The sequence below is a fragment of the Alteromonas sp. H02 genome (assembly GCF_059682525.1).
In genome coordinates this window covers 3,398,740-3,423,079 of record NZ_CM185021.1, presented here as the reverse complement: position 1 = coordinate 3,423,079, position 24,340 = coordinate 3,398,740, and the positions used below count along the sequence as shown (strand labels likewise).

Annotated in this window: 25 protein-coding genes and 2 pseudogenes; 16 read left to right on the top strand and 11 right to left on the bottom strand. The window is 42.9% G+C overall.

Annotated elements, in window-relative coordinates:
- Position 1: 1 nt before the first annotated feature.
- The gene (locus AC566Q_RS15790; protein WP_499607933.1) at positions 2–688 is read right to left on the bottom strand and encodes a DUF2461 domain-containing protein; all 687 of its coding nucleotides are present in this window, start codon (positions 686–688) and stop codon (positions 2–4) included.
- A 104-nt stretch (positions 689–792) separates the two neighbouring features.
- On the opposite strand from AC566Q_RS15790, the gene AC566Q_RS15785 reads away from it, so the two are divergent.
- From AC566Q_RS15785 to AC566Q_RS15775, 3 genes are all read left to right on the top strand, one after another.
- Positions 793–1,815, top strand: a complete 1,023-nt coding sequence (locus AC566Q_RS15785) for a 2Fe-2S iron-sulfur cluster-binding protein (protein WP_499607929.1) — start codon at positions 793–795, stop codon at positions 1,813–1,815.
- A gap of 96 nt (positions 1,816–1,911) precedes the next feature.
- Entirely contained in the window at positions 1,912–2,226 is a 315-nt protein-coding gene (locus tag AC566Q_RS15780) for a non-heme iron oxygenase ferredoxin subunit (protein WP_499607926.1), read from the top strand.
- 13 nt (positions 2,227–2,239) lie between these two features.
- Positions 2,240–2,599: a DsbA family protein gene (locus AC566Q_RS15775; RefSeq protein WP_499607923.1), complete on the top strand. Its 360-nt coding sequence runs from the start codon at positions 2,240–2,242 to the stop codon at positions 2,597–2,599.
- A 48-nt stretch (positions 2,600–2,647) separates the two neighbouring features.
- On the opposite strand, the gene AC566Q_RS15770 is transcribed toward AC566Q_RS15775, so the two are convergent.
- Positions 2,648–2,929 (bottom strand): hypothetical protein, encoded by a 282-nt coding sequence (locus AC566Q_RS15770; RefSeq protein ID WP_499607920.1) that lies wholly within the window; start codon positions 2,927–2,929, stop codon positions 2,648–2,650.
- Positions 2,930–2,983: 54 nt separating this feature from the next.
- Positions 2,984–3,055, bottom strand: a pseudogene (locus AC566Q_RS15765) (AAA family ATPase); the annotation flags it as partial.
- Positions 3,056–3,261: 206 nt separating this feature from the next.
- On the opposite strand from AC566Q_RS15765, the gene AC566Q_RS15760 reads away from it, so the two are divergent.
- The 6 genes from AC566Q_RS15760 to AC566Q_RS15735 all read left to right on the top strand — a co-directional run bounded on the left by AC566Q_RS15760 (position 3,262) and on the right by AC566Q_RS15735 (position 9,720).
- On the top strand, positions 3,262–4,776 hold the full coding sequence (locus tag AC566Q_RS15760; RefSeq protein WP_069945706.1) for a transposase: 1,515 nt from the start codon (positions 3,262–3,264) through the stop codon (positions 4,774–4,776).
- Between the two features lie 417 nt (positions 4,777–5,193).
- Positions 5,194–6,513 (top strand): aromatic ring-hydroxylating oxygenase subunit alpha, encoded by a 1,320-nt coding sequence (locus AC566Q_RS15755; protein WP_499607917.1) that lies wholly within the window; start codon positions 5,194–5,196, stop codon positions 6,511–6,513.
- Positions 6,514–6,523: 10 nt separating this feature from the next.
- Entirely contained in the window at positions 6,524–7,057 is a 534-nt protein-coding gene (locus AC566Q_RS15750) for a 3-phenylpropionate/cinnamic acid dioxygenase subunit beta (protein WP_499607915.1), read from the top strand.
- Positions 7,058–7,093: 36 nt separating this feature from the next.
- Complete coding sequence (locus AC566Q_RS15745; protein ID WP_499607912.1) at positions 7,094–7,993, top strand: VOC family protein; 900 nt, start codon at positions 7,094–7,096, stop codon at positions 7,991–7,993.
- 250 nt (positions 7,994–8,243) lie between these two features.
- A complete protein-coding gene (locus tag AC566Q_RS15740) occupies positions 8,244–9,359 on the top strand; it encodes a glycosyltransferase family 2 protein (protein WP_499607909.1) in 1,116 nt (371 codons plus the stop codon).
- 1 nt (position 9,360) lies between these two features.
- On the top strand, positions 9,361–9,720 hold the full coding sequence (locus AC566Q_RS15735) for a hypothetical protein (protein ID WP_499607908.1): 360 nt from the start codon (positions 9,361–9,363) through the stop codon (positions 9,718–9,720).
- On the opposite strand, the gene AC566Q_RS15730 is transcribed toward AC566Q_RS15735, so the two are convergent.
- Positions 9,710–10,456, bottom strand: coding sequence for a methyltransferase domain-containing protein (locus AC566Q_RS15730; protein WP_499607904.1), 747 nt, complete (start codon positions 10,454–10,456; stop codon positions 9,710–9,712). The two genes, AC566Q_RS15735 and AC566Q_RS15730, sit on opposite strands and share 11 nt — an antisense overlap.
- Positions 10,457–10,498: 42 nt before the next feature.
- On the opposite strand from AC566Q_RS15730, the gene AC566Q_RS15725 reads away from it, so the two are divergent.
- Together AC566Q_RS15725 and AC566Q_RS15720 are read left to right on the top strand one after the other, a co-directional pair.
- Positions 10,499–11,023: a transposase gene (locus AC566Q_RS15725; RefSeq protein ID WP_499607901.1), complete on the top strand. Its 525-nt coding sequence runs from the start codon at positions 10,499–10,501 to the stop codon at positions 11,021–11,023.
- Positions 11,024–11,251: 228 nt separating this feature from the next.
- Positions 11,252–11,764, top strand: a complete 513-nt coding sequence (locus AC566Q_RS15720) for a zinc-binding dehydrogenase (protein WP_499617524.1) — start codon at positions 11,252–11,254, stop codon at positions 11,762–11,764.
- 7 nt (positions 11,765–11,771) lie between these two features.
- Here AC566Q_RS15720 and AC566Q_RS15715 read toward each other — a convergent pair whose 3' ends face one another.
- From AC566Q_RS15715 to AC566Q_RS15700, 4 genes are all read right to left on the bottom strand, one after another.
- Positions 11,772–12,668: a DMT family transporter gene (locus AC566Q_RS15715; RefSeq protein ID WP_499607898.1), complete on the bottom strand. Its 897-nt coding sequence runs from the start codon at positions 12,666–12,668 to the stop codon at positions 11,772–11,774.
- Between the two features lie 60 nt (positions 12,669–12,728).
- Positions 12,729–13,250, bottom strand: coding sequence for a 3-phenylpropionate/cinnamic acid dioxygenase subunit beta (locus tag AC566Q_RS15710; protein WP_499607896.1), 522 nt, complete (start codon positions 13,248–13,250; stop codon positions 12,729–12,731).
- Between the two features lie 14 nt (positions 13,251–13,264).
- The gene (locus tag AC566Q_RS15705) at positions 13,265–14,584 is read right to left on the bottom strand and encodes an aromatic ring-hydroxylating oxygenase subunit alpha (RefSeq protein ID WP_499607894.1); all 1,320 of its coding nucleotides are present in this window, start codon (positions 14,582–14,584) and stop codon (positions 13,265–13,267) included.
- A gap of 126 nt (positions 14,585–14,710) precedes the next feature.
- Positions 14,711–15,526, bottom strand: coding sequence for an alpha/beta hydrolase (locus AC566Q_RS15700; RefSeq protein WP_499607891.1), 816 nt, complete (start codon positions 15,524–15,526; stop codon positions 14,711–14,713).
- A 202-nt stretch (positions 15,527–15,728) separates the two neighbouring features.
- Here AC566Q_RS15700 and AC566Q_RS15695 point away from each other — a divergent pair, with 202 nt between their 5' ends.
- Positions 15,729–16,628 carry a winged helix-turn-helix domain-containing protein gene (locus AC566Q_RS15695; protein WP_499607888.1) on the top strand — a complete coding sequence of 300 codons (900 nt, stop codon included), beginning with the start codon at positions 15,729–15,731 and terminating at the stop codon, positions 16,626–16,628.
- Here AC566Q_RS15695 and AC566Q_RS15690 read toward each other — a convergent pair.
- Both AC566Q_RS15690 and AC566Q_RS15685 read right to left on the bottom strand, forming a co-directional pair.
- The gene (locus AC566Q_RS15690) at positions 16,609–17,352 is read right to left on the bottom strand and encodes an ATP-dependent metallopeptidase FtsH/Yme1/Tma family protein (RefSeq protein ID WP_499607886.1); all 744 of its coding nucleotides are present in this window, start codon (positions 17,350–17,352) and stop codon (positions 16,609–16,611) included. The genes AC566Q_RS15695 and AC566Q_RS15690 overlap by 20 nt on opposite strands.
- Before the next feature lie 54 nt (positions 17,353–17,406).
- Positions 17,407–17,478 (bottom strand): annotated as a pseudogene (locus AC566Q_RS15685) (AAA family ATPase); the annotation flags it as partial.
- Positions 17,479–17,684: 206 nt separating this feature from the next.
- On the opposite strand from AC566Q_RS15685, the gene AC566Q_RS15680 reads away from it, so the two are divergent.
- From AC566Q_RS15680 to AC566Q_RS15665, 4 genes are all read left to right on the top strand, one after another.
- Positions 17,685–19,199, top strand: coding sequence for a transposase (locus tag AC566Q_RS15680; RefSeq protein WP_069945706.1), 1,515 nt, complete (start codon positions 17,685–17,687; stop codon positions 19,197–19,199).
- 278 nt (positions 19,200–19,477) lie between these two features.
- Positions 19,478–22,123 (top strand): carboxypeptidase regulatory-like domain-containing protein, encoded by a 2,646-nt coding sequence (locus AC566Q_RS15675; RefSeq protein ID WP_499607884.1) that lies wholly within the window; start codon positions 19,478–19,480, stop codon positions 22,121–22,123.
- Positions 22,114–22,674 (top strand): hypothetical protein, encoded by a 561-nt coding sequence (locus AC566Q_RS15670; protein WP_499607881.1) that lies wholly within the window; start codon positions 22,114–22,116, stop codon positions 22,672–22,674. Before AC566Q_RS15675 ends, AC566Q_RS15670 begins: the two co-directional genes overlap by 10 nt.
- Positions 22,675–23,181 carry a hypothetical protein gene (locus AC566Q_RS15665; RefSeq protein ID WP_499607879.1) on the top strand — a complete coding sequence of 169 codons (507 nt, stop codon included), beginning with the start codon at positions 22,675–22,677 and terminating at the stop codon, positions 23,179–23,181.
- An 85-nt stretch (positions 23,182–23,266) separates the two neighbouring features.
- Here the strand turns inward: AC566Q_RS15665 and AC566Q_RS15660 are convergent, their stop codons facing one another.
- Positions 23,267–24,247: an IS5 family transposase gene (locus tag AC566Q_RS15660; protein ID WP_499606862.1), complete on the bottom strand. Its 981-nt coding sequence runs from the start codon at positions 24,245–24,247 to the stop codon at positions 23,267–23,269.
- Between the last annotated feature and the right edge of the window lie 93 nt (positions 24,248–24,340).

Sequence of the window (24,340 nt, the reverse complement as noted above, 5' to 3'; positions counted from 1 at the left end):
TTTAATAAGGCAATTCAAGCGCGTTGCACAGGTAATCCATCAGCTCACTGGCTACATTGAAACGGTGATGAATGGTTTTCACAAGGTTTGGCGATAAAATCTGATCATGGCTCAGGGGGTGGATGGCAATAAAGTCTTTGCGCTTTAAGTCCTGAATCATAGGGTGGTCTTTAGCGTAGCCTCTTGGGTAGGTTTTTAGCGAATCCCCTGTAAATTTGTAATAGCGTCGGAACGTTTTATGGTGAGTGATGCTTTTCCACGCATTTGGACTGTCACTGATCATTTCTCTAATTTGATTCAGCGATTTGCCGTCGGGTCGCCAAATTCCAGCGCCCACAAAACAGTCATTGGGGGAGATGTGTAGATAGAACCCGGGCGCATGGACGTCTTTTCCAGCGAGATGCCTAAATTGAATACCAATATTTGTTTTATAGGGCGTTTTATCATTACTGAAGCGAGCATCTCGGTAAACGCGCATTAACGACCCACCCGTTTTTTTTGCAACAGCAGTAAAGTGACTGGACAGGTTTTTAATATTGGGTTCCATGGCGTCAATAAAATCAAGTGAAGGGAGACGCACAAATTCTTCATACTGTGATTTTCGTTCGTTGAACCAGACTCTGTTATTGTTCTCAGAGAGTTGTTGTAAAAAATCGAACGTTTGTTGACTATAAAAGGGTGTGCTCATTGAATTTCTCGCCTTAAAGTTGACTTTAAACACAACTTGTTTGTTTGAGGGTAATATAATAACCTTTTAACATAAATTAACGTATTTGAAGTAAGAGGAGCCGCATGACGAGTTTTAACGTAAAAATCAGTGATCAGGAATTTGAGTTTGAATGTGAAGAAGGGGATACTATTTTGCGTGCGGCGCTACGCGCGGGTCTTGGAATGCCCTATGAGTGTAACTCGGGCGGTTGCGGCGCCTGTAAAGTGGAAGTGCTAGAGGGTAATGTAGACAACATTTGGGAAGATGCACCAGGGCTATCGCCTCGCGATATTAAAAAAGGGCGGAAATTAAGCTGCCAATGTATCCCTACGGAAGATTGCGAAATAAAAGTACGTTTAAACCCTGAGGCAGCGCCTGTTCATAAGCCAATCAAATCTAAAGCGGTTTTATTTGAAATAAATAAACTGACGGATGATATGGCAGAGTTCTGTTTTAAAACGGAACACCCGGCCCATTTCCTAGCAGGGCAATTTGCATTATTAGATTTTCCGGGCATTAGGGGGTCACGTGGTTATTCAATGTGTAATCTACCCAATGAAGAAGGCGAATGGCGTTTTATTATTAAAAAAATGCCTGGCGGTAGTGCGACCACGACCTTATTCGATGACTATCAGGTGGGTGCAGAAATAGTGATTGATGGGCCATACGGTTTAGCTTATTTAAAACCAGAAATTCCAAGAGACATTGTTTGTGTTGGTGGTGGTTCAGGTTTATCCCCTGAAATGTCAATTATTAAAGCCGCTGCAAAAGATCCTAGATTGAGCGATAGAAACATTTATTTGTTCTACGGGGGGCGTACGCCAAAAGACATTTGCCCGCCTGCATTGATCGAGGCAGATGCCGATTTAAAAGCTCGAGTAAAGAATTTCAATGCAGTATCCGATGTTGATGCCGCCGAAGCAGAGGGTTGGACTGGAGACGTTGGCTTTATTCATGAGTTGTTGGGAAAAACGTTGGGTGATAAATTACCCGAGCATGAATTTTATTTCTGTGGCCCGCCTCCTATGACAGACGCCCTAACGCGGATGCTAATGATGGAGTATAAAGTTCCTTTCGATCAAATTCACTATGACCGTTTTTATTAATATCAGATAATCGGTCTACGGTTTTCTATCATTATTGAGTATGATAGCCCCCGAGGCTAAGAGCATTATTTTTAACATTTATAAAAGAGCAAAATTATGAGTAAGATAATATTATGTAAAACAGACGAAGTTAAAGACGAGGCACCTGTTGCGGTAACGCCAGATGGTTTTCCCGCTTTAGCTGTCTATGTTTTTGAGGGTGAGTACTATGTGACCGACAATCTATGTACGCATGGTATGGCCATGTTGACAGACGGATATCAGGATGGTGACGAGGTTGAGTGTCCTTTCCATGGTGGTGCGTTTTCCATTAAGACAGGTGAGCCAACATCATTTCCATGCCAAATTCCCGTTAAGACCTATCCGGTCACCATAGAAGACGGAAATGTTTGTATTCCCGCTGCCGAGTAAGTAGGGGCTTAAGGTGCAAGACTCCATAGATTTTTACTTTGACATGATGAGTCCATTCAGTTATTTGGCTCATACACAGTTACCAGAATTAGCCAGAAAGTACGGTTTATCGGTGAACTATTTGCCGATGGATATTCCACAGGCAAAAATAGCAGCTGGTAACTATGGCCCGTCGAATAGGGATGTGCCAGCTAAAATTAAAATTATGCTGGCCGACTTAAAGCGCTGGGCTGCACATTATGATGTGCCTTTTGCCTTTCCTAAGAGTTTGGAGGTGGAACCTTGGAACGTAGGAGTGCTTTATGCTAACGATAAGGGTCAGGCAGAAGCCTATGTTGACGCCGCCTATGCCGCGCGTCGGGTAAGCCTGTAATGGTTTGTAACGCACTCGCGGCATCCTGCGATACCGCAATGACGCCGGTTAAGTCATGACCAGAACTTTTGAGATAACCGCATGACCAGCCTCATGAAAGGCGGTTTCTGCCAGCATTTTTGCGCACTTATCAAGTGTCCGTTTAGCGCCATATTTAAGAATATTAATTTCTTCCAGTAACGTACTTTGACCAATTTTGCCAGTATTCTTACTTAGAGCCTGAAGCACTGTCTCCCGATGAACCTTCTCTAAATCTGCACCGCTCATACCAGCCGTTAGTGATACGATTAAATCAACATCTATAGCCTCTTCGTAAACGTCGTACTGCAAGAACTTTTCGATAAACCAGCGCCGGGCATTTTTATCCAGGAAAGGAACATGGACATGAAGATCAAGCCTTCCTGAACGTAATAATGCTTCATCAAGTTTATCCAGCCGATTGGTAGCCGCGACAATAAAAACCGCGCCTTTATTTGGCTATTTGCATTCTAAGGTTGGAAATCAGCTTTTCTGCCAAGGCAATGAAAAGGCTCAGTTGGTTGGAAGCTAAAGTATGAGGGGCTGCATTGTACGTTTTTCGGACCTTGAGACTATAAATTTCCCACCCTATTGATCAGTAGATTTACATTAAAATCATATACACACTGTGATGCCAATTCAAGATAAAGGCGCCATTGCTAGTAACTCACTCTCATACCTATAAACGACATCGTCCAGAGCAGACGTTACTGTATCAATTGGTCGAACGCCACTACCCAGAATTTCAGAAGCAGCTTTCACAAAAAGGGAAGTCGTTACCACTTCATGTGGTAAAAGAGTTTGAAGAGTTTCTTAGGTGTGGTCGGCTTGAGCATGGTTTTTTGCGTGTAGTTTGTGACGACTGCAAGCATGAGAAACTGCTGGCGTTCAGCTGCAAACGCAGGGGATTTTGCCCAAGTTGCGGTGCAAGAAGGATGGCAGAAAGTGCCAAGTTGTTAGTTGAAGATGTTCTTCACGGTTACCCTGTACGCCAATGGGTATTGAGTTTACCCATCCCGCTTCGTCTACTTCTAGCTAGGTATCCCAAACACTTAAGTAAAATCATGCAAATCATTCATCGTGCTATTTCTTGCGATATTGTGCATCGGGCTGGGTATCTTAAGAAGCAAGCAAACACAGGAGCGGTGACTTACATTCAGCGATTTGGTAGTGCGCTGAATCTCAATATTCACTTTCACATGCTCTTTTTGGAAGGCGTTATCACTCAGGAGTGTGGACAGTCCAAATTCAAGTGCGTTAAAGCACCAAACCACAATGATATGGAAACCCTCGTGAATGTCATTAGCCATCGCATCGCGACCTACTTGGAGAAGGCCGGGCTCGTTCAACGGGATATGGACAACACATTTCTCGATTTACCCATGGATGACGAAGATAGTTTACTGCCCTTGCAAGCAGCCTCTGTCAATTACCGCATTGCTGTAGGACCAGATACAGGCAAAAAAGTCTTTGCCTTGCAAACCTTACCTGCCAAAGACGAACAACATTACGGTCAATTAGCTCAAATAAACGGTTTTAGCTTACACGCTGGGGTGTTTGCAGACAGCCATCAAACTGACAAACTGGAAAGGCTATGCAGATATATCTCAAGGCCAGCGTTAAGCGAGCAACGATTGAGTCTAACCGATTCAGGAAAAGTAAGATATCAACTGAAAACTCCCTATCAAGACGGTACCACACATGTCTTTTTTACTCCCTTGGATTTCATAGGCAAGCTCGCGGCACTGGTGCCAGTGCCGAGGCTAAACCTTACGAGGTTTTATGGCGTGTTTGCTCCCAATGCTAAGGTGCGTGCCGAGGTAACGGCTTCACAACGCGGTAAGAATAGCCCTCGCTTAGCAGAGCATCTGAAAGATTCAGATAAACCATACCATGCGCGAAGCATGTCGTGGGCACAAAGGTTAAAAAGAGTATTCAATATTGACATCACAGTCTGTGAGGCTTGTGAAAAAACCAACGTCAAAATTATTACTTGTATTACGGATCCGGCTGTTATCCATAAGATTTTGGCGCACCTTGACAAGCAGACTCTTCTTGAAGCAAAAAACGATTCTCTAATGCCGCCACTTCGAGCTCCACCAGCCACAGCCTCATTCAGTGACTACATCATTCAACGCGACTTCGATTTTGGCGCATGAAGCACAAAAAACAGACCATCACTTGAACATGCAACATGTTGAGGTAAGGGCTTTCACATATCTCATTGCGGATTTCAGTACCAAAGACCAGTTATATTGCGTCTATCTTGATGACAACTACTTCACTGATTCCTGAAAAGTACCCATTTGACACACGTGCAACTGGCCTTAAATACAGCTGACACAGTGGGTAGTACATAGCGTTAATATTTCTTATAATCAACTGATATGACTTAAATCAATATACACCAGTAAAAATCAAATAAAACCCGACTCTGTGAATTTTTCCTGATCTACATCAAAGCGAATTTGGAAGTCGATCTATAAAATCATCCGCGCTATTCAAGGATTAATCAATGTTAGCAACATCGTTAATTCTTGTTGATAACGATAAAACCATACGGAGTACATTATATTATGAGTAATAACACGGATTATCATCAATTTATTGATAATAAAGAAGGTTGGGTTGATCGTCGTATTTTTTGGGAAGAGGAAATTTACGAAAGAGAATTGAAACAGATTTTTGCCAAATCATGGCAATTTATTGCACACGATTCCATGATCCCTAATGCCAATGATTTTTACACAACTTACATGGGTGAAGACGGTGTCATTGGTGCCCGTCAGAAAGATGGAAGTGTCAAAGTCTTTTTAAACTCATGCCCCCACCGCGGCAATAAATTTTGTTTTGCCGATGAAGGCAATACGCGCTCCTTCATCTGTAACTACCATGGGTGGAGCTTCGGTATTGATGGCAAGCTTGGCGCCTTAGCCAATGAGCATGTCTATGATGAAGGCGACATTGATAAAGACAAGTGGAGCCCAAAACAAGCACGTGTAGAAACCTATAAAGGCCTGATTTTCGCGACCTTCGATGAACAAGCTCCCTCACTTGAGGAATGGCTCGGTGATTTCACTTGGTATTTAGACATGATGTTTGACAACGATGGTGAAACTGAATTCATCAATGGCGGCATTAAATCGTACGTTAACGCTAACTGGAAATTTGGTGTTGAAAACTTCATCGGGGACGCCTACCACGCACTTTGGAACCATGATTCGGGCCTTAAAGCCATGAATAATGGCGAAGGGTTTGGACCGGCGGTGACTGAAAACTCTTTCCATGCCAGTGTGAATGGACATGGATGGGAATTCGGAACGGACGGTTATGCTGATGTTGTCATCAATGGATCTGAAAAGTGGCTAAATTATGTTCGAGATATTATTAAACCGAAAATCAAAGACAAGTACGGTGAGCTAAGGTCTAATATTTTTGGTTCTCTTGCTTCAGTTTCAATTTTCCCCAACATTTCTTTCCTACCCGGCATTCAAACTTTTCGTGTTTGGTTACCAAGAGGTCCGAAAAAACTGGAATTACGTATTTTCACCATCGTAAACAAAAACATGCCTGAAGATATTAAACAAGAAATCAATAATGGCTGCATGATGACCTTTAACCCGGCTGGTGTTCTGGAAATGGATGACGGTGAAAACTGGGAAGGAAACACTGCCGTTAATAAAGGCTATATCACCCGCCAAGAAAAGCTTCATTATGGCTGTGGTATTACTCGACAAATTGATCACGAAGAGTTACCCGGCATCATTTATAAAGGTCAATTTAATGATGCAAACCAACGCCATTTTTATACGCGCTGGGCTGACTTGATGAACGCTGAATCATGGAGTGATGTCCCTACGCGTTATACACCTCGTCATACAAAAACAACTAAATAGGAGCCCAACGATGACACATTTATCTGAAAAATCAGCCGTAGCGGCCTCTATGGAATTAACGTTTGAAGTTGAACGATTTTTATACAAAGAAGCGCGCCTTTTAGATACCGAGGAATTTACAGCCTGGCTTGATATGCTAACGGAAGATATCCATTACTGGATGCCTTACCGGTATCAACGTTACCGTAAAAATCATGTAGAACCGACTGTCAATGATCAGTCCTATTACAACGATGATATGCACAATCTTAAAAGAAGGGTTTTACGAAATGAAACCGGTACCTGCTGGTCTGAAGACCCCGCGACACGCTCTTCTCATGTTGTCAGTAACATTGAAGTTGAAAACACAGATAAGCCTGATGAATACAAAGTTTATTCATTAATCACGGTTAACCGCAATATGAATGAAGACGAAGAGCATCTGATGGTTGGGCACCGTACCGATATTTTACGTCGGGTCGACGGCCAATTAAAACTGGCCAAACGTAAAATTATTTTAGATCAGAATATTTTCATGAATAAGAGTCTAAACGTCTTCTTGTAAAGCGTTTTATTAAGAACAAGAAAAAGGAGAACCAGCATGGTAAAAGTAATAGAGCTAGGCTATTTAGGGTTAAACGTCACCGACTCAGCTGCCTGGAGAAAATACGCAACAGAATGTATTGGACTGGAAATTGTTGAAAGCGGTTATGATGATCGCTTTCATCTCAGGATGGACCTACAGCATCACCGGATTACCGTTCACCAAACAGATGACTCTGATGATCTGGCCTACATGGGATGGCGAGTTGCAGGCCTTGAAGAATTTAAAGCGATGCAAAAGCAATTAACGGATGCCGGTGTTGCATATCGAGTTGGAACAACAGAGGAAGCACGCGAACGCCATGTCTTAGCACTGATTAAACTAGAAGACCCATCAGGCACGGCTAACGAAATTTATTACAGCCCCCAAGTGGATGTGATGAAACCTTTTCACCCAGGGCGCCCTATGTTTGGCCACTTTATTGCAGGTAACCAAGGCTTAGGCCATGTTCTAGTTCGATCTGATAATGACGAAGAAACCTATAATTTTTATAAGCTTCTGGGGTTAGTCGGCTCGGTTGAATATAGAATTCCAATGCCGGATGGCAACTTTGCTGAACCTTGTTTTATGCATTGTAATGATCGTCAGCATTCAATAGCTTTTGGTTTCCACGGCATGGTGGAACGCCTGAACCATCTGCACATTCAATACAGCAATTTGGATGATTTTGGTCAATCACACGATATCATTCGAGACAAAGGTATTGATGTGGCTATGCAGTTAGGCAAACATGCTAATGACCAACTATACACTTTCTATTCAGCCACACCATCGGGCTGGTTAATGGAACTTGGCTGGGGAGATTACATTAAGCCTGAAACTCAAGAACATTATTCGGGTGATATCTTTGGGCATGGTGTCGAAGCGTCTGGCTATGGCATGGACATTGACATATAAATAACTCAAATACGTTACATTAAGGCCTTAATAAAACGCTCACTTTAAGTGAGCGTTTTAGTCTCTTTAGACCGGTTCAACCCTCTACAACCTCTGTTTAGAAAAACTTTCTCACAAGCACCAACGCTTCTATTTCACTGTTCATACACCCTCTAACGCTTTTAAGCTGGCAATATAAATTTAGCGAGAAAGCTGTTAAGACTACTGCTACGGATCCATTTCCGCTAAAATAACTATTTTTCATTTATATATGATCAAGCGTTCTTCTCATCAATCCACCCTGAACTCAAGCGATCAGGGCGACCTTTCTTTGTCGCAAAACACAGTAAAGAGCGATAGCCGGCCTCTCTGCCCTGTTACTGTTATTGTTCCAGCCTATAATGAAGCAAGTTGTATCGCCGACACAATTAATAGCTTGTTAGCACAAACGTTAATGGCTCAAAAAATCATCGTGATTGATGACGGATCCACAGATCAGACCGCTGAGATTTGCCGTTCATTAGGCGTCACTGTTATTTCACCCGCTAAAAACACCGGGTCTAAAGCTGGCGCTCAAAACTATGCCCTTAATCAGATACAAACACCCTTCACGCTGGCTATAGATGCCGATACAACACTGAAAAGTGATGCTATAGAAAAGCTGTACACTGCGATGACTGAGGATGACGTTGTTGCTGTTTGTGGTTTTGTTATTCCTCAATATGTTAATACCCTCTGGGAAAGGGGTCGGTATGTTGAATACCTGATGGCTTTTACGTTTTATAAAGAAATTCAGTCATATTATGAAAAACCCTTAATCTCTTCTGGTTGCTTTTCCTTATTTCGCACAGACTATTTAAAACAAATCGGCGGCTGGTCTTTACGCACGATGGCCGAGGATATGGACTTAACTTGGACAGCTTATCAGCTGGGTAAGAAAGTCCGTTTTGTTGCGGACGCAATTTGTTACCCTATTGAACCGCATAATTTCCATTTTATGCATAAACAATTAAAACGCTGGGCCCATGGCTTCATACAAAATGTCAGGTTACACCGGCAAGGTATTCTACACGTGACTTTTCTTCGTTCAATTGTCAGTGTCATGTGCTGGGACGCTTCCGTCGCCTCTATTTTTTATTTATTCGTCATCCCCATCTTAGCGGTCACCATGAGCCCTCTCTTCCTGCTTGGATACCTTATTGACCTGCCGATGGTTGCCGTTCCAACACTTATCAAAGCATATAGCAGAAATGAAACATGGAAAGCACTCACCAGCATCCCCGCTTTTATGGTATTACGCGTTGTCAATTCAGTTATCTTCTTAAAGGCGCTCGTCAAGGAGCTTATCCTTAAAACGCCACTCACAACTTACGAAAAAGGGCATTAAAATGAATGTTGGCTTACCGGGTGCCGGAATCGGCGGCCTTTATTACCTAATTTGCGCCGCGGTTATACCATTCAAAGAATTGTATTTAACCCTGACCAACACGGAACATCGTTTTCGTTATCGTCTGGTGCTGACTCAGCTCGGTATCGCCAGTACCATTATATTTGGCTTTATTTTAATCTATCAGTTAGTGAACCGTTTATTTGACACTGATGTATCAGTCCCAATATCAACAGAGACGAACGGTTTCGCAGTAAGTCTTTACCCTATCATTATCAGCCTTGCCTTGCTGTTGGTCATCTTAATTATTGTGGAGCTATGTGCTTTTATACAAAAAAAGAAGCGTCGATTTAAAAAGTAGCTGGTTTTGTTAGCTCAAATAAATACCGATTGATACAAAAGAAATATTCACCTTTAGTATCAAGCTTTTCAAAGTCCGCAAGCCAACGCTCGGCCTCATCTTGGATCACGCCATGTCGTCCTATTGAAAAAGCAGCGATGATTTTAGACAACCAATAACTAAAGTTCATTTCATCATAAGCGCGATTCATAATGGGTAGCGCTTGAACATTATCCAATTGTAGACCTGATAATCTAATCGAGGCGGGAAGTCGCATTGGTACACTTTCCTGTTCACAGTGACCTTTCCAAGCCTCAATCATGCGGTCACGGATCGTTACATCCATAGAATGCCAGTAGGGAAAAGCCCAATCCGTGTCGACTATAACACCTCGACCACCTGGGCGAAGAACCCTTGCAAATTCACTCAATGCGGTGTTTAAGTCAGGTACATATTCATAAACTTGTGTCGATAAAACTGCGTCAAAGCTATTGTCTGGAAATGGTAACGACATTGCATCGCCGTGCTTAAAGGTCACGGTTTTGAAGTCACTGCAAAGCACTTTGGCCGACTCCAGCATATTATCCGCCATATCAAGACCCAAAACGGCTCCTGAAGGCCCAACTTGTTGCGCAATGTCTCGTACCAACAAACCCGGTCCAGAACCAATATCTAGAACCTGTTGACCTTCGATTAAATTAAGTGCTTCAACAACATGCCCCCTTGCCGATACAATGTCAGGGGTTTGATAGGCCATTTTTAAAGCATGATTTACTTCGTCGTTAAATTCTAAGCACGATTGAGTCTAACCGATTCAGGAAAAGTAAGATATCAACTGAAAACTCCCTATCAAGACGGTACCACACATGTCTTTTTTACTCCCTTGGATTTCATAGGCAAGCTCGCGGCACTGGTGCCAGTGCCGAGGCTAAACCTTACGAGGTTTTATGGCGTGTTTGCTCCCAATGCTAAGGTGCGTGCCGAGGTAACGGCTTCACAACGCGGTAAGAATAGCCCTCGCTTAGCAGAGCATCTGAAAGATTCAGATAAACCATACCATGCGCGAAGCATGTCGTGGGCACAAAGGTTAAAAAGAGTATTCAATATTGACATCACAGTCTGTGAGGCTTGTGAAAAAACCAACGTCAAAATTATTACTTGTATTACGGATCCGGCTGTTATCCATAAGATTTTGGCGCACCTTGACAAGCAGACTCTTCTTGAAGCAAAAAACGATTCTCTAATGCCGCCACTTCGAGCTCCACCAGCCACAGCCTCATTCAGTGACTACATCATTCAACGCGACTTCGATTTTGGCGCATGAAGCACAAAAAACAGACCATCACTTGAACATGCAACATGTTGAGGTAAGGGCTTTCACATATCTCATTGCGGATTTCAGTACCAAAGACCAGTTATATTGCGTCTATCTTGATGACAACTACTTCACTGATTCCTGAAAAGTACCCATTTGACACACGTGCAACTGGCCTTAAATACAGCTGACACAGTGGGTAGTACATAGCGTTAATATTTCTTATAATCTGGTCAAATCGCCTGCCAATGGGCGCGCACTATTGGAGCCACAGTGATCGGCACTGTTAGTTCTACTGAAAAAGCACGTGTTGCGACACTTAATGGCTGTGATTTCGTTATTAACTATAACGAGCAAAATTTTGTTGATGCTGTCAATGACATTACAAACGGCCAAAAGGTGGATGTTGTTTATGACGGTGTGGGTAAGGACACCTTTATGCCATCTTTAGATTGTTTGCGTGTTCGAGGACTGATGGTCAGCTTTGGTAATGCTTCTGGCAAACCCGACCCATTTGATGTGTTGGAACTTTCAAAAAAAGGCTCTCTTTATCTCACTCGACCCACACTGTATCACTACACTAGAAACCGACAAGAAATCCTTGAAAGTGCTGCTCGCTATTTAAATATGTTAGAAAGAGGGCACATCAACATTCAAGTCGGGCCGTCTTTTGCTTTAACCGATGTTGCCAAAGCGCATGATTATTTAGAGCAACGAACGACTATCGGCAGCCCGGTTTTAATCCCCTAATACTATTTTAACGTGGCTTTGGCGACTTAAAACCGGCATAAAAACTGCCCGCAAAAATTAACAGCATACCCATTAATTGGTATTGCTCGGGCATAATATCTAAAAACAAGGCATTAATAACAATAATATAGACAGGGACTGTATTTAAGAACAGCGAGGCTCTTGCAGGACCGATTAAATACACCCCTTTATTCCAAAAAAGAAGCGATAAGACCGTTGGGCCTATGCTAATAAACAACACGGCCAGTACCGAGTTAAGAGTAAAAACCGGCGGATGAACATATAGTGTTTCTATTAACCCCAAGGGCGCTACAACAATCAGTGAAATCATCACGCCAAGAGAAGTAATTAATAAAGGTGAAAGCTGCTGCATAGCAACTTTTGCGATAAGGCTGTATCCTACCCAGCTCAACACCGCCGCTAAAATTAATAAGTCTCCAAGATTAAATTCCAGCGACAACAAATTAGACAACTGTCCCTCGCTGAGAATAAACGCCAAACCAAATATGGTGACCACGGCAGCCAACCAATGCTGGTACGTTAGCTTTTCTTTAAAATACACGCCCACGGCGATCGCTGTTAACAGGGGCGTTAATGAATTAATCAGCCCGCCATTTGTCGACGTTGTTAAACGAAGACCGTAATAAATCAATGACTGGAAAGCAACAACCCCTGTTATGGCTAAAAGGATAATTGTTCTCCAGTCGGAAACCTCTCTAACTTTCTTTAGTTCTCCGCTTTTTATTAACAAAATGAGGAAGATGCCGCCACCAATGACAAGACGAGTCGTCACGATAGACCAAGGGCCCAGATAATCTTTCAAATATCGGCCCAATATCATATTTCCGCCCCATAATATGCTGGCGGCATTCAGGTAGATCAGTGCTTTTATTGTGCTCGTCATCGGTTAATAAAAAAGCCCCGTTAAAACAGGGCTTTTTCCTCCTTGGCCACGAAATGCGTCTTATAAATATACATTTAAACTTTTATTTTTAAAGATATTTTGATCCAAAATGATCTTACGCTTTGCTAACTTTAACTCGCCATTAACACGCCTGATCAGGTCGGTACGATGGCCAATCATTGTGTGCTCTTCATCTTCATTAATATTTCTATGGACTGTCGTTAATGAATATACTGTAAATTCATCCGGGTTATCCGTTAACTCAACCTCAATATTGGTAATAACATGAGCACTGCGTGTTGCCGGATCTTCAGACCAGCACGTTCCTGTCTCTGTCCGCATAATTCGCTTAACCAGACACTCCATGTCATCGTTATAGTATGCAGTATCATAAATGCTAGGCTCTTTCTCATTCTTGCGGTAACGCTGATAACGGTAGGGCATCCAGTAATGAATGTCTTCTGTCAGCATGTCCAACCATTCTCTGAATTCCTCGTTATCATGATGCCGTGCTTCGCGATATAAAAACTGTTGAACTTCATTAATAAGCTCAAGAGACGCTGCTTTATTTTTCTGTGTCATCTTATCGCCCCTCCTTAAACTGTTGGCTTGCCGGCGTATCTCGGCGTGTATCGCTCAGGTATATCATCCCAGCTTTTTGCATTCATCATATCAGCCCAACGTTGATAAAATAAACGTTGATTAGCATCATTGAATTGCCCCGCATGAATAATCCCTGGCAGCTCTTCATGTTCAATTCGACTGTTGATTCCACAGCCATAATGCAGCTTGCCTTTACGTGTCACCACCCCTTTATTCACAACGGTATTACCTTCCCAGTTTTCACCATCATCCATTTCCAGCACACCCGCCGGATTAAAGGTTTGCATGCAACCAATGTTAATGGCTTGTTTAATTTCGTCTGGCATATTCTTATTCACGATCGTCCACATACGCATTTCAAACTTATGTGGCCCTCTTGGTAACCAAACACGGAATGTCTGAATGCCCGGTAAAAATGAACAATTTGGAAAGAGCGATACAGAGGCTAATGAACCAAAAATCTTTGAGCGCATTTCACCTAATCGCTCCGCCATTTTTGGACGCATTTTTTCGTAATATTCCAATACTTTTGGTTGCCCCAGAATGGCAATGTCCCCTAAACCGTCTGTGCCAAACTCCCAACCGTGCCCATTCATACTGGCATGATAACTACCTTTTGGGTCCGCAGGAGGGAAGCCTTCGTTATTATTCATCGCCTTGAAACCAGAGTCATGCGTCCATAAAGCGTGATACGCATCCCCTATAAAGTTTTCAACACCAAATTTCCAGTTCGCATTGATATAATTTTTGATACCACCGCCAATAAACTCTGTCCCACCTTCGTCTTGATCCAGCATAATATCCAGGTACCAACGAAAATCACCAAGATATTCTTCTAAAGAGGGCGCTTCATCGTCAAATGTCGCAAAGATAAGCCCTTTATAATTATCAACCCGTGCTTGCTGAAGACCCCATTTACTTTTGTCTATGTCGCCTTCGTTATATACATGCTCACTTGATAAGCCTTTTAACTCACCGTCGGTACCAAAAGCCCAACCATGGTAGTTACAGTTAAACGTACGTGTATTACCGTCATCGGCAAAACATATTTTATTACCTCGGTGTGTGCATGAGTTCAAAAACACTTTCACGCTGCCATCTTTTTGGCGAGCCACAATAACGCCATCTTCACCCATGTAGGTGGTATAAAAATCATTTGCATTAGGGAGCATGGAATCATGCGCCACAAACTGCCAGGCTTTGGCAAAAATTTGTTCTAGTTCTTGTTCATAAATCGCCTGTTCCCAAAATATTCGGCGATCAATCCAGCCCTCTTCGGTACCTACGAGTGGTTTGCAATCAATATTATTCATAATGCTTCTAGCTCCTCAACATGCACCATGGCAGAGCCTTTTTTAAGACGGTTTACCATGATTTAGATCAAAAAAAATTAATTCAGGTGTAATATACCCTTGTCTCCAGGCAATTTCCAGTCAAACCTAACCAATTCCGCCGCCGGCTACATTTATTGTTTCCCCTGTAATGTATGATGATTCATCCGCTGCCAAAAAGCATATTGCCGCCGCTTCTTCTTCTGGTGTGCCATAGCGCTTCATTGGGGTGTCGCGCATTGTTTGCTCAACCACGCCCGAGCCGTGAGAAATAAAGACTTTAGCTCGGCTAGCTATCCCTACCGGTTTAGGCGTTGTGTATTGTGTTATGTCCTGCCATACAGAAGGGCTACCCAGCACATAGTAGTGAAATGTATCTGGTTGACTCATCACTGTATATGCCCCAAAAGCCCCACCCAATGAATAACCAAAGTAGCTGCGTTTGGAAGGATCTGTGCGATATCTTGTATCGACAAAAGGAATCACGTCGTTGCGAATGAAGGCCAAGTGCTGCGCAGCTTGACCAAAACGGTATTTCTGTTGGTGCTCTTCATTTGTTGAAGGGGCGTAGGAGTAGTCGCTAAATCGACTGACATAAGGGCCGACTTCTTCAACCAATTGAGGGTCGCTATTCGTTTGCCATGCGATACCAATTAAAATGACATCTTCAAACAAAAATTCTGATAACGCAGAGAGTATCTCTATATGCCAATACGCATCGGTGTAGTAGACGACGGGGTAGTGTTTATCACCGGCGTCGTAATTGCTAGGTAGCTTAACGTAGAGTTCATAGCGTTTTTGAGTGGCATTGTCTGTGATATTAATGATATCGGTACGAGGTATAACAAAACCGTTTTTAGATTGGGTTGCAGCGTCACTGGAAAAAATAAATAACAATAAAGTCGTCAGTAATAGTCGTCGCATTTCAGTACCTATTGGGTTTGACAAGAATGATAGTCACGAAATCTAATTCACGTGTTTTCATTACGCTTGACGTCATACTGATTTATCGCTGAATTTCGACTGATTGTCTTAAATACTGGATTAGAAATAGTCGAGTGATTGAGTTTGGGTCTATGCGAGATTATGCTAATTCGATCTAAGGCTGCGGCCTTTAAGAGGAATTATGTCAGAACAATTTTGGATCGGTGGTTTTTTTGTTGACCTACCTCGCAATCAAATTACCCATAATAATAAAACGCAAACCCTAGCACCCAAAGCATTAGCTGTGTTAACTCACTTAGCCCGTCATCAAGGCCAGGTGGTGAGCCAAGATGCTTTGCTCGACGAAGTGTGGGCTAACACCGTTGTTTCTCCCAACACACTCCAACGTAGCATCGCCCAGTTGCGCAAGGCGTTTGGCGATGATGGCAAAGAACAAAACATTATTAAGACGCATGCGAAGCAAGGGTACAGTCTAGAGTGTGACGTGCGTTGGCAACTCACTGAGCAAGGTGCTGTTGTGCATATTAGGGGCGCACAACCGCAGAGTGATGTCGAAACTCCTCATCCGGAATCATCGCTGCCGCATAACAATGCGCAAACATCATTGTTTGCGTCCCCATTAAAAATGGTGGCGGTTGGGTTGTTCGCAGTGTTGTTTACCTCTATTGCAATAATGGCGGTTTTGAACAGTAATACAGAGGGTTTGACTGTCAAAGAAATCAGAACCATAACTGCAACGGATAACAAAGAGCATTCGGGCGCGTATTCACCTGATGGTCAATATATACTGTTTCATCGGTATTCTGATGTTCAATGTACCAACAATATCTGGGCAAAAAATGTCGACACATTGGAAGAGATTCAACTTACATCTCGACTTGAAGCCTACGGTGGGCACAGTATTTCACCAGATGGAAAGACATTAGCATTTGTGAAAGAGCAAGATTGTACAGCGCCGATCACGCAGAAAAAGTGCTATTTTTTGATGACATTGGATTTTCAAAAAGCGTTAGATGCCCCACAAACACCCACTCAACAGCTCGAATGTAAGCATTCTCGCATCAGGCTATTAACGATGTAAACTGCTCTTCTGATAAGACTTCTTTTTCCAGTAAGGCTTGTGCAACTTTGCTTATTTGCTCCCAGTATTGGTCAACTAATTGATCAGTTTTCAGGGTTGCTTCCTCCAGCCACTCTTTGACTAACTTTTCAGTCTGAGATTTGAAGTGAACTTCACGGCTCCATTCATGTAACACAGTGGTGTCTAAGTTGTAACTATCGGGATGCATTCCGTATTTGGCAACAGGATTCCAGGCAGACCACATGGCCTGCCTCAAATCACTGCTGGCACCGGTATCTAATCCTTCATCTCCGAACTGTTTTACCTGGGCCGCTCGACCAGCTAACGCTACACATGTCTGCGAGAACCAAAAAGCTTTCGTGTAATCAATTTCTTGTTCCCTGTTGTAGGCCACCATTCCTAAAGCTTGTTCTCTGGGCACAATACTTATTTGTTCAATTATTCTCTCTGGCATCAGAACTTTTGAGATAACCGCATGACCAGCCTCATGAAAGGCGGTTTCTGCCAGCATTTTTGCGCACTTATCAAGTGTCCGTTTAGCGCCATATTTAAGAATATTAATTTCTTCCAGTAACGTACTTTGACCAATTTTGCCAGTATTCTTACTTAGAGCCTGAAGCACTGTCTCCCGATGAACCTTCTCTAAATCTGCACCGCTCATACCAGCCGTTAGTGATACGATTAAATCAACATCTATAGCCTCTTCGTAAACGTCGTACTGCAAGAACTTTTCGATAAACCAGCGCCGGGCATTTTTATCCAGGAAAGGAACATGGACATGAAGATCAAGCCTTCCTGAACGTAATAATGCTTCATCAAGTTTATCCAGCCGATTGGTAGCCGCGACAATAAAAACCGCGCCTTTATTTGGCTATTTGCATTCTAAGGTTGGAAATCAGCTTTTCTGCCAAGGCAATGAAAAGGCTCAGTTGGTTGGAAGCTAAAGTATGAGGGGCTGCAAAGTACGTTTTTCGGACCTTGAGACTATAAATTTCCCACCCTATTGATCAGTAGATTTACATTAAAATCATATACACACTGTGATGCCAATTCAAGATAAAGGCGCCATTGCTAGTAACTCACTCTCATACCTATAAACGACATCGTCCAGAGCAGACGTTACTGTATCAATTGGTCGAACGCCACTACCCAGAATTTCAGAAGCAGCTTTCACAAAAAGGGAAGTCGTTACCACTTCATGTGGTAAAAGAGTTTGAAGAGTTTCTTAGGTGTGGTCGGCTTGAGCATGGTTTTTTGCGTGTAGTTTGTGACGACTGCAAGCATGAGAAACTGCTGGCGTTCAGCTGCAAACGCAGGGGATTTTGCCCAAGTTGCGGTGCAAGAAGGATGGCAGAAAGTGCCAAGTTGTTAGTTGAAGATGTTCTTCACGGTTACCCTGTACGCCAATGGGTATTGAGTTTACCCATCCCGCTTCGTCTACTTCTAGCTAGGTATCCCAAACACTTAAGTAAAATCATGCAAATCATTCATCGTGCTATTTCTTGCGATATTGTGCATCGGGCTGGGTATCTTAAGAAGCAAGCAAACACAGGAGCGGTGACTTACATTCAGCGATTTGGTAGTGCACTGAATCTCAATATTCACTTTCACATGCTCTTTTTGGAAGGCGTTATCACTCAGGAGTGTGGACAGTCCAAATTCAAGTGCGTTAAAGCACCAAACCACAATGATATGGAAACCCTCGTGAATGTCATTAGCCATCGCATCGCGACCTACTTGGAGAAGGCCGGGCTCGTTCAACGGGATATGGACAACACATTTCTCGATTTACCCATGGATGACGAAGATAGTTTACTGCCCTTGCAAGCAGCCTCTGTCAATTACCGCATTGCTGTAGGACCAGATACAGGCAAAAAAGTCTTTGCCTTGCAAACCTTACCTGCCAAAGACGAACAACATTACGGTCAATTAGCTCAAATAAACGGTTTTAGCTTACACGCTGGGGTGTTTGCAGACAGCCATCAAACTGACAAACTGGAAAGGCTATGCAGATATATCTCAAGGCCAGCGTTAAGCGAGCAACGATTGAGTCTAACCGATTCAGGAAAAGTAAGATATCAACTGAAAACTCCCTATCAAGACGGTACCACACATGTCTTTTTTACTCCCTTGGATTTCATAGGCAAGCTCGCGGCACTGGTGCCAGTGCCGAGGCTAAACCTTACGAGGTTTTATGGCGTGTTTGCTCCCAATGCTAAGGTGCGTGCCGAGGTAACGGCTTCACAACGCGGTAAGAATAGCCCTCGCTTAGCAGAGCATCTGAAAGATTCAGATAAACCATACCATGCGCGAAGCATGTCGTGGGCACAAAGGTTAAAAAGAGTATTCAATATTGACATCACAGTCTGTGAGGCTTGTGAAAAAACCAACGTCAAAATTATTACTTGTATTACGGATCCGGCTGTTATCCATAAGATTTTGGCGCACCTTGACAAGCAGACTCTTCTTGAAGCAAAAAACGATTCTCTAATGCCGCCACTTCGAGCTCCACCAGCCACAGCCTCATTCAGTGACTACATCATTCAACGCGACTTCGATTTTGGCGCATGAAGCACAAAAAACAGACCATCACTTGAACATGCAACATGTTGAGGTAAGGGCTTTCACATATCTCATTGCGGATTTCAGTACCAAAGACCAGTTATATTGCGTCTATCTTGATGACAACTACTTCACTGATTCCTGAAAAGTACCCATTTGACACACGTGCAACTGGCCTTAAATACAGCTGACACAGTGGGTAGTACATAGCGTTAATATTTCTTATACTCAACGTAGAAACGGCATCGATTACGGTATCGCTAGATTTAACACCTCCTTACTTAACCTTGGAATCACATGAAGACGGTGATGTGGTGTATACCGATACCATTACAGTTACAGGTCTTGTCAACGATATTGTTCGCGGCACAGTAGAATCTTCTCAGGCCAATGTAAAAGCCAATGGTTTAACCGGTGAAGTATCAAATCGAAGTTATGTTGTAAAAGATGTACCGCTAACGGTCGGCAGTAATGTGATTGAGGTCTCTGCCTCCGACCAGGTAGGCAATACTGATAAAATTAGTTTCAATATTGAATACAAAGTGCCGTTGGGTAAGAAAATTAAATTGGTCAGTGGTCAGGATCAGTCAGCGCCAATTGGTGACCTTTTACCTGAGCCATTAACCGTTCAAGTGTTAGATGAAAACAACACGCCGCTTGCTAATGAGGCCGTTATCTTTAGGGTGTCGCAAGGGGCTGGTTTAGTTGCATACGGTGAATCAAATGAAGGCCGGGCCGTGGTTGTGGATACCAATGCAGACGGAATCGCATCAACGAAGTTTGGTATTGGTGCCCGCGTAGGAAAAGCGAATCACAAAGTGTCTGCGAAAATTGTTGGCTTTGACGGCGAAGTGTCTTTTGTTGCATCTGGATTAGCCAAAATTGGCGATAAAATAAGTGTAAATTCCGGGAATAATCAGCGCGGTATTATCGGGCAACCATTACCATCACCTTTTGTAGTGGCCGTGACCGATATCGGTTCAAATGTCGTAGCGGGCGCCAGAGTAAAATTTGAAGTTCTTGTTGGTGGTGGTGTATTACAAAATGGTAAAGGGACCTACGAAACTACTACTGACAGTGATGGTCGAGCAAGCGCTATTTTAACCTTAGGGCAACTGCAGGGATTAGATGCACAGCGTGTAAATGTTACCCTAATAGATGCTCCTGAGGGTGAGACTCTCACGGCTGGCTTTCTAGCAACCGGCTTCAATGCAGCCGACCCCGCAAATACGACTATTTCCGGCGTAGTGCTTAGCAATCAGGATGAACCGCTTGAGGGAGTAACCGTTAGGGTTGATGGTACTACTCGCGAAACAAAAACTGATGCGCAAGGTCGATTTAAAATTGACTCAGTACCCGTTGGGCCGGTTCATCTAATTGCCGATGGATCAACTGTCAAAGGAACAGGCGAGTATCCTGCTCTAAGTTATCAAATTGTGACTATTGCTGGGGTCGATAACCCACTGTCATCACCTATTTATATGGTGAAGCTGAATCTTGATAACGCAGTCTATGCAGGTAAAAAAGATGTCGAACTCACCTTAGATAAATTCCCTGGATTTAAACTCGAGATTGCAAAAGATTCTGTAACATTCCCGGATGGTTCTCGCGAAGGTTTTGTTTCGGTAACACCAGTTAATGCTGCAGCAGTGCCAATGGCACCGCCAAATGGTATGCAACCTCAGTTTATTGTCACAATCCAGCCTACAGGAACGCAGTTTTATCCACCTGCCCGTCTGACATTGCCAAATGTTGACGGCCACAGTCCTGGCGCTCAGGTTGAAATGTATTCTTTTGACCATGATTTGGAAGAGTTCGTTGCAATAGGCTTGGGCACTGTAACGGAAGATGGGTCTTTAGTAGAGTCTAATCCAGGGGTTGGTGTTGTAAAAGCAGGTTGGCATTGCGGTTCTCAACCAGGCGGTTCTGGATGCTGTGAAAATAAGAAAAAGACCTGTAATTATTGCTCAAATAAAGTTGGTAGCTGCCCTGGGACTTGTGAGTTTGTGCCGGACCGTATAGCTGAGGTACAAACGCCAGGAAACTGCCAGAAAGAATATTGTGGTCCATCGAAAGAGGACAATAGCGACATACCAACAAATGATGTGGTAGGTGACTGTAAAAAACCAGGTTGTGAAGATGGTTCACCTAAAGATATACCTGATGATTTGGACATAAAAACAGATGATAAAGAATGCAAGTATTGTTCGGATGGTAGCTTAGAAAACAAAATAGACGCAACATGTGATGATGGCAAATATTGTACCTCTTATACAGGAACAGAGGTAGGTCCGGATAAATGCGTAGATGGTTCCTGTCAAGGTAAAAAAATAGTATTCCCTAGTACCGGAGGGAGCCAAGCTTATGATTTAGGTCAATTAAGAGCATTGCTTAATGGAGCTGAATTAGCAGATAGGTTTATTCCAGGTTGTACAGCGGGAGGAAGCCCTTCAATGTCGGGTGAAATTAGCATTAAGGTTACGAAAGACTGTTGCGAGGATAAGGATGAAGTGGTGAATGCCTCTGCTCTAGAGGGGGCGGTCAAAATTGGTATTCCTGCTTTAACATGTAGAGCGCCATTATTTACCTTTGGTGGGGCCAATATTACGGGCAACTTAACAATTGGTGGAAGCGGTCAAGTCACTGGGTCTGGTATAAAGAGCGACTGTGACGGCACATGTGGATGGAATTTAGGTGGGGCTGCAAACATCGATGTAGCTGGCTCTTTAGGTGTGAATGTTATAAGTCCAGATGTCGTTGAGGTTAGTGCTGGTGTAGAAGGAAAAGGTAGCTTTTCCATCAGTGGCGGTTGTGACACAGTTGAAGTTAAAGGGTGTGTTGGGCCTCCTGGTGTGTTTGGTAAAGTAACACTTGGTGGATGGATTGAGAAAAAAATTACTCATACTTTTGAGGATGTAGTTGCATGTTATTAAAGATTGTTAGAAACATTGGTATTTTATTTATATTTCTGTCTCCAGTTATCAGTAAACAAGCGTTTTCAAGGGACAATGTAACTATCAACCTTGGAGATGCTGAACCTCAAGTGCAATTTGTATTTGATGGCAGACTTTACGATAAGAACAGCGATGAGACAATTCACGAGCTTTTAAATGACGAGCATGCAAAAGCAATAGTAAAGATCATTGATGCTAATAGCTCGAAAGAGCCGTCGGCTATACTTGCAACTTGGATTAAATCAGAACGTGGAAAAATCATTTCCCAAGTATCAGATGCAAAATTATTGGAAAAAAATAGTGCATTTTTCAGAAATATATTGAGTTCGAAGATGATTGCTGTTGTTAACTATGGTGGATATTCAATTGTTTACGTTTCCCATAAGGTATTGGGGATGGATAAACCATTTACGAAATCATATCCGCTTAAATCGGAAGGCGAAGAGCTGCTACTTTCAAATGAGTTAGCAGATGATGTTTTCTTCAATCAATTAGGTAAAGCAGTGATTGAATCATACTGGTCTCAATAAGTGGCTATAGTAAATCGAAAAGAGATAAAAGACTGCCAAATTCTAGTAGGTTCAACTAAAAATCAAAAATTGATCGTGTTGACCATAGCTATTTTATTTTGGCTAGTTATGTTTCTCAATATTGAAAAGTTTCGCTACGTTATTGCTGGTGTAGGTTTTCTTGTTATCTATGGGTTTAGCCGATGGATAAATCGTAATACTGATTGGGCTTTAATTAATACAACGAATTTGTATTTGTTAGTTGATGCAAAAGAAAATGAATACTTTAAGTTAAAGCTAGAAGATATATGTAGCTGCAAATTTGAAAATGTTTCCATGGATATGCGGGCATTGAAGATAGAGTTGAAGCCAGGCTTAAAGAACTTCCAAGCAAACTTTGAATCTGCAATGGTGAAATACAAGAATAATTCTTGCTACATATATATCTACTGTGGAACAAGATCTAAGGAAACTGCGAATAAGTCCTGCAATTTAGTTCTTGAACCAGCCTTTGCATTCGCCGCCTAATTTTTGAACGCTAAATTCTCAATTTAGGCCAATATACTACCTTTTTAGGCCTGATTTCGGCCTTATTCCGGGTTATTCCCGGATTTCAGACAGATCTTGGCTGTCGTCGTAACATTTGGTCTACTTTAAACAGGTTCGCCAAGGTGAATAGCATGGCTAACTGCGAGTCATTTTTCATCAGTCCTTTATAGCGTGCTTTGATAAAGCCAAACTGACATTTGATGATCCGAAACGGATGCTCTACTTTCGCCCGGATGCTGGCTTTTAAGTATTCGATGTTAATGGCCGTTTTGTTTTTGCGAGGATGCTTTTTCAGCGCCCGGACTTTTCCGGGGCGTTCGGCAATCAGCCATTCCACATTTGTATCTTTCAGCTCTTCGCGTTTTTCTGCGCCTTGATAACCAGCATCGCCGGAAGCGAATTCTTCTTCGCCGTGCAACAGGTTGTGCAACTGGTTCAGGTCATGTTCGTTGGCGGCGGTGGTCACCAGCGTATGAGTCAGACCACTCTTGGCATCCACACCAATATGGGCTTTCATGCCGAAGTGCCATTCATTGCCTTTCTTGGTCTGATGCATCTCCGGGTCACGTTCATTCTTTTTATTTTTAGTGGAGCTGGGCGCTTCAATAATCGTGGCATCCACCAGTGTACCCTGCGTCATCATCACACCGCAGTCCGACAGCCATTGGTTGACCGTTTTGAATAATTTGCGAGTCAGCTTGTGCTTTTCCAGCAAGTGCCGGAAGTTCATAATGGTAGTGCGGTCTGGAATGGCTTTATCCAATGACAGTTGCGCAAACTGGCGCATCGAAGCAATTTCATATAACGCATCTTCCATTGCCTCATCACCAAGGCTATACCATTGCTGCATACAGTGAATGCGAAACATGGTCTCAAGCGCATACGGACGTCTGCCATTGCCTGCTTTAGGATAAAAGGGTTCAATTACTTCCAGCAGTTGAGTCCACGGCAACAAGTTGTCCATCCGGGATAGGAAAATCTCTTTACGGGTCTGACGGCGCTTGCTGGAAAACTCACTATCGGCAAAAGTTAACTGTTGGCTCATGGGCGGTAATGGCTGTGATTTACTATGCAGCTATGATCTCACATCGGGGACTTATTCGCATCTTCCCTAACAAGAGAGTGCGGGAAATATTTA

Excerpts from the sequence above, each read along its gene's own strand:
- AC566Q_RS15735 (WP_499607908.1), top strand. The coding sequence starts at position 9,361 with ATGAATGTTGGCTTACCGGGTGCCGGAATCGGCGGCCTTTATTACCTA.
- AC566Q_RS15715 (WP_499607898.1), bottom strand. The coding sequence starts at position 12,668 with ATGACGAGCACAATAAAAGCACTGATCTACCTGAATGCCGCCAGCATA.
- AC566Q_RS15790 (WP_499607933.1), bottom strand. The coding sequence starts at position 688 with ATGAGCACACCCTTTTATAGTCAACAAACGTTCGATTTTTTACAACAA.
- AC566Q_RS15750 (WP_499607915.1), top strand. The coding sequence starts at position 6,524 with ATGACACATTTATCTGAAAAATCAGCCGTAGCGGCCTCTATGGAATTA.
- AC566Q_RS15785 (WP_499607929.1), top strand. The coding sequence starts at position 793 with ATGACGAGTTTTAACGTAAAAATCAGTGATCAGGAATTTGAGTTTGAA.
- AC566Q_RS15695 (WP_499607888.1), top strand. The coding sequence starts at position 15,729 with ATGTCAGAACAATTTTGGATCGGTGGTTTTTTTGTTGACCTACCTCGC.
- AC566Q_RS15710 (WP_499607896.1), bottom strand. The coding sequence starts at position 13,250 with ATGACACAGAAAAATAAAGCAGCGTCTCTTGAGCTTATTAATGAAGTT.
- AC566Q_RS15740 (WP_499607909.1), top strand. The coding sequence starts at position 8,244 with ATGATCAAGCGTTCTTCTCATCAATCCACCCTGAACTCAAGCGATCAG.
- AC566Q_RS15780 (WP_499607926.1), top strand. The coding sequence starts at position 1,912 with ATGAGTAAGATAATATTATGTAAAACAGACGAAGTTAAAGACGAGGCA.
- AC566Q_RS15755 (WP_499607917.1), top strand. The coding sequence starts at position 5,194 with ATGAGTAATAACACGGATTATCATCAATTTATTGATAATAAAGAAGGT.
- AC566Q_RS15700 (WP_499607891.1), bottom strand. The coding sequence starts at position 15,526 with ATGCGACGACTATTACTGACGACTTTATTGTTATTTATTTTTTCCAGT.
- AC566Q_RS15705 (WP_499607894.1), bottom strand. The coding sequence starts at position 14,584 with ATGAATAATATTGATTGCAAACCACTCGTAGGTACCGAAGAGGGCTGG.
- AC566Q_RS15730 (WP_499607904.1), bottom strand. The coding sequence starts at position 10,456 with ATGGCCTATCAAACCCCTGACATTGTATCGGCAAGGGGGCATGTTGTT.
- AC566Q_RS15660 (WP_499606862.1), bottom strand. The coding sequence starts at position 24,247 with ATGAGCCAACAGTTAACTTTTGCCGATAGTGAGTTTTCCAGCAAGCGC.
- AC566Q_RS15745 (WP_499607912.1), top strand. The coding sequence starts at position 7,094 with ATGGTAAAAGTAATAGAGCTAGGCTATTTAGGGTTAAACGTCACCGAC.
- AC566Q_RS15670 (WP_499607881.1), top strand. The coding sequence starts at position 22,114 with ATGTTATTAAAGATTGTTAGAAACATTGGTATTTTATTTATATTTCTG.